General features: G+C 72.7%; 8 protein-coding genes. 3 read left to right on the forward strand and 5 right to left on the reverse strand.

The window, feature by feature from the left end; translation table 11 throughout:
- Nucleotides 1-14: 14 nt before the first annotated feature.
- The 5 genes from hisH to hisD are packed head-to-tail and all read right to left on the reverse strand — an operon-like array spanning nt 15 to nt 3,769.
- Nucleotides 15-647, reverse strand: coding sequence for an imidazole glycerol phosphate synthase subunit HisH (gene hisH / locus E1292_RS34450; protein ID WP_132600948.1), 633 nt, complete (start codon nt 645-647; stop codon nt 15-17).
- The gene (locus tag E1292_RS51620) at nt 644-799 is read right to left on the reverse strand and encodes a CG2302 family histidine operon protein (RefSeq protein ID WP_165974886.1); all 156 of its coding nucleotides are present in this window, start codon (nt 797-799) and stop codon (nt 644-646) included. The genes hisH and E1292_RS51620 overlap by 4 nt, the downstream gene beginning before the upstream one ends.
- Complete coding sequence (gene hisB, locus E1292_RS34455) at nt 796-1,389, reverse strand: imidazoleglycerol-phosphate dehydratase HisB (RefSeq protein ID WP_132600951.1); 594 nt, start codon at nt 1,387-1,389, stop codon at nt 796-798. The genes E1292_RS51620 and hisB overlap by 4 nt, the downstream gene beginning before the upstream one ends.
- Entirely contained in the window at nt 1,386-2,456 is a 1,071-nt protein-coding gene (locus E1292_RS34460; protein WP_132600954.1) for a histidinol-phosphate transaminase, read from the reverse strand. The genes hisB and E1292_RS34460 overlap by 4 nt, the downstream gene beginning before the upstream one ends.
- On the reverse strand, nt 2,453-3,769 hold the full coding sequence (gene hisD / locus E1292_RS34465; RefSeq protein ID WP_132600973.1) for a histidinol dehydrogenase: 1,317 nt from the start codon (nt 3,767-3,769) through the stop codon (nt 2,453-2,455). Before hisD ends, E1292_RS34460 begins: the two co-directional genes overlap by 4 nt.
- 387 nt (nt 3,770-4,156) lie before the next feature.
- Here hisD and E1292_RS34470 point away from each other — a divergent pair, with 387 nt between their 5' ends.
- The 3 genes from E1292_RS34470 to E1292_RS34480 all read left to right on the forward strand — a co-directional run.
- Complete coding sequence (locus tag E1292_RS34470; protein ID WP_132600957.1) at nt 4,157-4,351, forward strand: hypothetical protein; 195 nt, start codon at nt 4,157-4,159, stop codon at nt 4,349-4,351.
- 48 nt (nt 4,352-4,399) lie between these two features.
- A complete protein-coding gene (gene ligD / locus E1292_RS34475; RefSeq protein WP_132600960.1) occupies nt 4,400-5,404 on the forward strand; it encodes a non-homologous end-joining DNA ligase in 1,005 nt (334 codons plus the stop codon).
- Nucleotides 5,405-5,496: 92 nt separating this feature from the next.
- Nucleotides 5,497-6,373, forward strand: an 877-nt coding sequence (locus tag E1292_RS34480; protein WP_132600962.1) for a ribosomal eL19 family protein, incomplete at its 3' end; no start/stop codon positions are given.

Below are 6,373 nucleotides of genomic sequence, written 5' to 3' on the forward strand. Positions count from 1 at the left end.
GCCCGTTCGCCCGCTCACAGCGTGCCGAGCCAGCTGCGCAGCAGGGCGGCGCCGGCGTCGCCGGACTTCTCGGGGTGGAACTGGGTGGCCATGAGCGGGCCGTTCTCCACGGCGGCCACGAACGGCACGCCGTGCTCGGCCCACGTGACGAGCGGGTCGGAGAAGCCGTCGCCGGCCTGCAGCTCCCACTCGCGCACGCCGTAGGAGTGGACGAAGTAGAAGCGGGTGGCGGGGTCGAGCCCGGCGAACAGCACGCTGCCGGCGGGCGCCTTGACGGTGTTCCATCCCATGTGGGGCAGCACGGGGGCGTCTAGCCGCCCCACCGTGCCCGGCCACTCGCCACAGCCCTCGGTCTCCACGCCGTGCTCGACCCCCCGGGCGAACAGGATCTGCATGCCGACGCAGATGCCCAGCACCGGGCGCCCACCGGACAGGCGGCGGCCGATGATCTGCTCGCCGCGCACGCCCTTGAGACCCGCCATGCACGCCTCGAACGCGCCGACGCCCGGCACCACCAGCCCGTCGCAGGAGAGCGCGGCGTCGAAGTCGGACGTCACGGTCACGTCGGCGCCGGCCCTGGCCAGCGCGCGCTCGGCCGAGCGCAGGTTGCCCGACCCGTAGTCGAGCACCACCACGTTCTTGCTCACCACCACAACACCCCCGCCGTGATCGACATCGCCGCGCCGAGCGCGCAGATCGCCGCACCGAGCTTGAGCCCCTGCTTGGCCAGGGAGAACACCCCGCCGATGAGGAACAGCCCGAGGAAGACCATCACGCCGGCGATGAGGTTCTCGGTCATAGGACGCCCTTGGTGCTGGGCACCCCCGTGGCGCGGGGATCGGGCTCGGACGCCTCGCGCAGGGCCCTGGCCAGGGCCTTGAACTGGGACTCCACGATGTGGTGGGCGTTGCGCCCGTAGGGGACGTGGACGTGCAGGCAGATGGCGGCCTGCGCGACGAACGACTCCAGGATGTGGCGGGTCATCGTCGTGTCGTATTCGGGGCCGATCATCGGCGCCATGCCCTCGGGCTCGGCGTGCACGAGGTAGGGGCGGCCGGACAGGTCGACGGTGACCTGGGCCAGCGACTCGTCCAGCGGGCACGACGCGCTGCCGAACCGCCTGATGCCCGACTTGTCGCCCAGCGCCTCGCGGAACGCCGCGCCCAGGGCGAGCGCGGTGTCCTCGATCGTGTGGTGCGAGTCGATGTGCAGGTCGCCCTCGGTCTTGACCGTCAGGTCGAACAGGCCGTGCTTGCCCAGCTGGGCCAGCATGTGGTCGTAGAAGCCGACCCCGGTCGACACCTCGACCCGGCCGGTGCCGTCGAGGCCGACCTCCACCAGGACCGAGGTCTCCTTCGTAACACGCTCGACGCGGCCGACGCGACTCACAGGACTCCTTCCAGGGCGGCGCGGAACGCCGCCATCTCCTCGCCGGTGCCGATCGACACCCGCAGCCATTCTGGCGGGCCCACCTCGCGGATGAGCACCCCGCGTTCCAGCAGGCCCTCCCACACCGCGCGCCGGTCGGGGAACCGCCCGAACAGCACGAAGTTCGCGTCGGAGTCGGCCACCCGCAGGCCCTTGGACCGCAGCCACGCCACTGTGTCGTCGCGTTCGCGCCGCAGCTCGTCGACCGTGCCCAGCAGCTCGGCGCGGTGCCGCAGCGCCACGCGCGCCGCCGTCTGAGTGAGCGTGGACAGGTGGTACGGCAGGCGCACCAGCAGCAGCGCCTGCACCACGGCCGGGTGCGCGGCGAGATAGCCGAGCCGGGTGCCGGCCATGGCGAACGCCTTGGACATCGTCCTGGTGACGATCAGCCGCGGGTGGGCGGGCAGCAGGGTGAGCGCCGACGGCGTGCCCTCGCGGGCGAACTCCGCGTAGGCCTCATCGACCACGACCACGCCGTGCGCGGCGGCGAGGACCGCCTCGATCGTGGCCAGCGGCTGGGCCGTGCCGGTCGGGTTGTTGGGCGAGGCCAGGAAGACGATGTCGGGCCGGTGCTCCTCGATCGCCGCCACGGCCTTGCCGGGGTCGATCGAGAAGTCGGACTCACGGCTGGCCTGGATCCACTCGGTGCTGGTGCCGCTGGTGATGATCGGGTGCATCGAGTAGGAGGGCTCGAACCCGATGGCGGTGCGGCCGTGGCCGCCGAACGCCTGCAGGATCTGCTGGAGCACCTCGTTGGAGCCGTTGGCGGCCCACACCTGCTCGGTCGCCAGGCCGTGGCCGAGATAGGCGGCCAGGTCGGCGCGCAGGGCGGTGGCGTCCCTGTCGGGGTAGCGGTTGAGCTCGCCTGCCTGGGCCCGCACCGCCTCGGCCAGGTCGTCGACCAGCCGGGGCGAGGGCGGATAGGGGTTTTCGTTGGTGTTGAGCCGGACCGGGACGTCGATCTGGGGCGCGCCGTACGGCGTCTTGCCCCTCAGGTCGTCGCGGATGGGCAGGTCGTCGAGGTTCACTCGGTCTCCGTGGGCACTCGCCAGTCGAAACGGGCGCGGATCGCGGCGCCGTGCGCGGGCAGGTCTTCGGCGTCGGCCAGCACCGACACGTGGGCCGCCGCTCCCGCGAGCGCCTCGCGGGAGTAGTCGACGACGTGGACGCCGCGCAGGAACGACTGCACCGACAGGCCGCTGGAGTGGCAGGCGCAGCCGCCCGTGGGCAGCACGTGGTTGGACCCGGCGAGGTAGTCGCCGAGCGAGACGGGCGCGTAGGGACCGACGAAGATCGCCCCGGCGTTCCTGACGCGGGCGGCGACAGCCGCGGCGTCGGCGGTGTGGATCTCCAGGTGCTCGGCGGCGTAGGCGTCGACGACCCTGAGGCCGTCGTCGACGGAGCTCACCAGCACGATGCCCGACTGCCTGCCGCTCAGTGCCTCGGTGATGCGCTCGGAGTGCCTGGTCGCGGAGACCTGCCCCGGCAGCTCCTTCTCGACCGCGTCGGCCAGCCCTGCGCTGGTGGTGACCAGCACGGCGGCCGCGATCGTGTCGTGCTCCGCCTGGCTGATCAGGTCGGCGGCGACGTGGACGGGGTCGGCCGTCTCGTCGGCGAGGATGGCGATCTCGGTGGGACCGGCCTCGGAGTCGATGCCGATGCGGCCCTTGAGCAGCCGCTTGGCCGCCGCCACGTAGATGTTGCCCGGGCCGGTGACCATCGTGGCCGCCGGGCACTCCTCGGTGCCGTAGGCGAACATGGCCACCGCCTGCGCCCCGCCGGCCGAGTGGACCTCGTCGACGCCGAGCAGCGCGCACGCGGCCAGGATCGTGGGGTGCGGGAGCCCGCCGTGCTCCTTCTGCGCCGGGCTGGTCACGGCCAGCGAGCCGACGCCGGCCTCCTGGGCGGGCACGACGTTCATCACCACGCTGGACGGATAGACCGCGCGGCCGCCGGGGACGTAGAGGCCCACGCGCTCGACGGGCAGCCACCGCTCGGTCACCGTGCCGCCGGGCACGACCTGGGTGGTGACGTCGGCGCGCCGCTGGTCGCGGTGGACGAGCCTGGCCCGCCTGATCGACTCTTCCAGCGCCGCCCTGACCCTGGGGTCGAGCTCGCGGAGCGCCCTGTCGAGGGCCTCGGCGGGGACGCGGGTGGCGGCGATCTCGACACCGTCGAACCTGGCGGTCAGCTCCCGTACGGCTGCCGCCCCACGATGGCGCACGTCCTCGCAGATGGGCCGCACCTTTTCCAGGGCGGCCTCGACGTCGAGCTCGGCGCGGGGCAGCACGTCGCGCAGGTCCGCGGGAAGCGAACCGCGCATGTCGATACGGGAAATCACCATGACAGTTTACGGAGTCCGGGCGGCGAACTCCCATCCGTCCACCATGCGAACGCTTGACGGCCGCGGGGCGGCGCTCGCCGAAGCCGCGCCCGCGGCCGTCATCGCCCCGGACCGGGCCTGCCGGGGCGGGGGCCGTGGCCGTCACGGGGGCACGGCCACGGCCGGGGAAAGCCAGAGCTCCTCCTAGCTGCCCCGTCCGGACACTCGTTAACGCGCCATGCCCGAAAATCTCATGACAAGGGAAAGTTAACGTTACGGACCTTTACGCCGTCCGCGTGTCAGGGACGATGCGCGGCAGGACCGTGCGCCGCCTCCCCACGCACAACAGGGCGAGATGTTTCATATCACTTGTCCTGTATGTCCGATTCATTTACCCTCTCCGGCATGGGACAGTGGCACGGCCCCGGCGGCATCCTGGTCGAGGCGATCATCCTCGATGATCGCCCGCTGTTGCGCGTCTCCCACCAGGTCAACGGCAGAAGCTACCTGCGCGGCTACTGCACCACCGTCGCCGAGCTCGGCGAGCACGGCGTCGACCTGGCCGACCTCGTGGAGAACGCGCCCCTTGACCATCTGTAGACCCCCGTCGGCCACTGCCGGCCCGCCGGACGGGGTACGGCCTGCACCATGGTCCGGCTGCCTGCCTACAGGCCCATGCTGGCCCAGCTCGGCACCCTGACCGCCGTCCAGGGCGCGGGCTGGGCCGTGGAGATGAAGTGGGACGGCGTACGCGCTCTCGCCTACATCGAGGACGGCGCCGTGCGCCTGATGTCGCGCAACGCCAAGGACATCACCCCCGCCTACCCCGAACTGCAGCTCATGGGAGGCGCCACCGGCCGGCGCGCGGCCGTCGTCGACGGGGAGATCGTCGCGTTCGACGAGGCGGGACGGCCCAGCTTCGAGGCGCTGCAACCCCGGATGCACCAGCGCAATCCGCGGATCGTGGCCGAGCTGGCCAGGACGGTGCCGGTGACGTTCATGGCGTTCGACATCCTGCACCTCGGCGACCACGCCGTCATCGCGCGGCCGTACACCGAGCGCAGGGACCTGCTGGAGAGCACGCTCACGCCCGGCTACCGGTGGCAGGTGCCCGTCTGGTTCGCCGACCAGGCCGGGCAGGCGGTCGACTCCTCCCGCCGGCTCGGGCTCGAAGGAGTCGTGTGCAAGCGGATGAGCTCGCCGTACCGGCCGGGCCGGCGCAGCGCCGAATGGACGAAGGTCAAGAACGTCAGCACCGCCGAGGTCGTGATCTGCGGGTGGAAACCGGGCGGGGGGCGGCGTTCCGGCACGGTCGGCTCGCTGCTGCTCGGCGCGTACGACCCGCGCGGGCGGCTGCGGTTCGTGGGGCATGTCGGCACCGGGTTCACCGAGGCCATGCTCCGCGACCTGCGCGATCGCCTGACGCCGCTGGAACGGCGTGACCCGCCGTTCGACGAGCCGGTGCCGCGCGAGGACGCCCGCGACGCGCGCTGGGTGGATCCACGGATGGTCGGCGAGGTGCAGTACGCCGAGGTCACCGGCGACGGCAGGCTGCGCCACCCGTCCTGGCGCGGCCTGCGCCCCGACCGCGAGCCGTCCGAGGCGCGCACGGCCGGGATCGCCCCGCCGGGGACGGGCGCGGCCGCGGGCTGACCGGGGCGACACACGAACCCTCGAACTACACTTCGTTTACAAATGGTGACTTACAGTGATCTGAGGGTATCGATGTGTCCGGGAGGGACGCTGTGCCGAAGACACTGGTCATCGTGGTGGCCACGCTGGCGTGGCTGACCCTCGCACCGGCACCGCCCGCCGTCCGCACGGTCACCCCCATCCGGCCGCCCGCCCAGGCGCAGGCACGTCCCGGCGCCGTGTCGTCACCGCCGATGCGCCCGCGACACGCCGTGCGCTACTGGACCGCCGAGCGGCAGGCCGCCGCCGACGCCACCGGCCTGCCGGGAAGCTCCCCCGGGCAGCGCGGCGCCCCGGAAGGGACGGCGGACCTAGCAGGGGCGCGGCGGCACAGCGTACCCGCCGCCAAACGCCTCACCCCAGGCAGTGACGCCAACGGGTACGCCCGCGTGCGGCGGCCGTACACTCGCGCGGCCACCAGCCGGATCACCGGCAGGCTCTTCTTCGTCAACGCCGGCGGGCACGGCGACTCCTGCAGCGCCTCCGTCGTCCGCTCGGCCGCGGAAAGGCTCGTGGCCACCGCCGCCCACTGCGTCTACAGCGTCCCCGCGGGCGCCGCGACCGGCCGCTGGCACCAGCACTTCGCGTTCGTCCCCGCCTACGACGGGCGGGCGGCCACGGTGAAGAAGCGCGAGCCGTACGGGCGGTGGGGCGGCCGGCGGGCGTGGAAGCCCGACGGCTACACCGGCCTGACCGGCGGCGACTGGAACTCCGTCTACGACATCGCCCTCATCGAGTTCGGCCCCCGCAAGCGCACCCTCCAGAAGACCGTCGGCGCCTTCACCCCGATGCGCAGCCAGGGCGGCAGGCACACGATCGCCACCATGGGCTACCCCGGCGTGCTCGGCCGGCAGCCGTACGACGGGCGGGACCAGCTCTGGTGCCTCGGCCGCGCCCGGCAGGCCACCGGCATGGTGCTCGGCGCCACCC

The organism is Nonomuraea deserti (assembly GCF_004348685.1).
Taxonomy (GTDB): domain Bacteria; phylum Actinomycetota; class Actinomycetes; order Streptosporangiales; family Streptosporangiaceae; genus Nonomuraea; species Nonomuraea deserti.

Excerpts from the sequence above, each read along its gene's own strand:
- E1292_RS51620 (WP_165974886.1), bottom strand. The coding sequence starts at position 799 with ATGACCGAGAACCTCATCGCCGGCGTGATGGTCTTCCTCGGGCTGTTC.
- ligD (WP_132600960.1), top strand. The coding sequence starts at position 4,400 with ATGGTCCGGCTGCCTGCCTACAGGCCCATGCTGGCCCAGCTCGGCACC.
- E1292_RS34470 (WP_132600957.1), top strand. The coding sequence starts at position 4,157 with ATGGGACAGTGGCACGGCCCCGGCGGCATCCTGGTCGAGGCGATCATC.